The 1,155-nt window shown below is 46.4% G+C and carries 1 protein-coding gene; it reads right to left on the bottom strand.

Going from position 1 to position 1,155, the window contains the following annotated elements; translation table 11 throughout:
• Positions 1-432 precede the first annotated feature (432 nt).
• The gene (locus tag MWC30_RS21595; protein WP_244086271.1) at positions 433-918 is read right to left on the bottom strand and encodes a hypothetical protein; all 486 of its coding nucleotides are present in this window, start codon (positions 916-918) and stop codon (positions 433-435) included.
• Between the last annotated feature and the right edge of the window lie 237 nt (positions 919-1,155).

Here is a 1,155-nt window from a genome sequence, read left to right as displayed (position 1 = left end):
CCTATCCTCCGGGTGGGTACTGTAATTATAACCAACCAGTCCATTGGGCTGGTAAAAAATCTCTGCCGGCCGGAGGTGTCCACCTTAAATATGCTCAATTCTTGTCTTGACGATGGGGTACACCTCAATCTGTGGTGGCCGGGCTTACGTAGCCCAACAAGGCGGTCATCATCATACATGCCACGAAAAAGCGGATTCTCAATCTGTTCTCTTGAGTCATGGTCGCCTCCAAAGTGAAGAAAAGGTTTTTATCTCTTGTGAAATGTTCCAATTACTTCCTCTGTTTATGGCTTGCCAGCACCTCATTTCATGTTTCTTTCAGCGGCGAAGGTAGGGATCTTCAAGGAGATTCAACCAGTCATCTCCACTGGGGCCACCTCCTTATTTCAAGAGCGATCACGGCAACCGCAGCAAGTATGCATCGGTTAGCCATCAATCTCGTTTCAATTGTCCATGGTCTGGGAAAAGTGCTTCCAGACCGACCTCTTTTGTCTTGGGGCTATACAGGTAGCAAGTCATGCGGGCATAGTTGTCCAAATCTATACTGACCATGCAGGTCTCTTCGTAATCAATGCCGTTTTGCCTGAAATTGACCTTCAAGACCTGCACTTCATCAGGGGTGGAAGTTCCAAATTGCCCCCTCGCTTCAACCCTCTGCCCTTTGATGTCCCGAATCACCTTGACGCCTTCAGAGGCATGTGAAATCTCCACCCGGCCTGAATAGGTCTCGGCTGAATCCGGCCATCTTCCAATACATTCGTACAAGCCGATGATTGAGTCGTATGGGACCTTGAGTGCCTTTTTGGCATTGGCGGAAAAGTTAAGGCAAAGGCCCACAATGAGTACCCCGAAGAATATCAACTGATTGATGAGATCCTCCTGAAGCTGAATCCAGGATCGATCAGGGGATTGACCCATATGGCGACAAATTACTGCATCACCTTAAAGATCCAAGATTTTCCGTCCAGTTTGCTTCATCCATGGAGATGTAAAAGTGGCGAACAGTTTCATTTAGAGAAAAATTTAACTAAGTACCCAAGCAAAAGTTTCACAACATTCTAGGTGGAGAAGTTGATTGTGTATTTCGTTCCAAAGTTCTTCAATATGTGATCAATGGCCTCCTGTAGTAAACTAAAGGAGAGATAGGCTGAGAAG

The organism is Desulforhabdus sp. TSK (assembly GCF_022836495.1).
Lineage (GTDB): Bacteria > Desulfobacterota > Syntrophobacteria > Syntrophobacterales > Syntrophobacteraceae > Desulforhabdus.
Note: the sequence above shows the minus strand (reverse complement) of the source record. Positions and strands in the feature narration are given on the sequence as shown.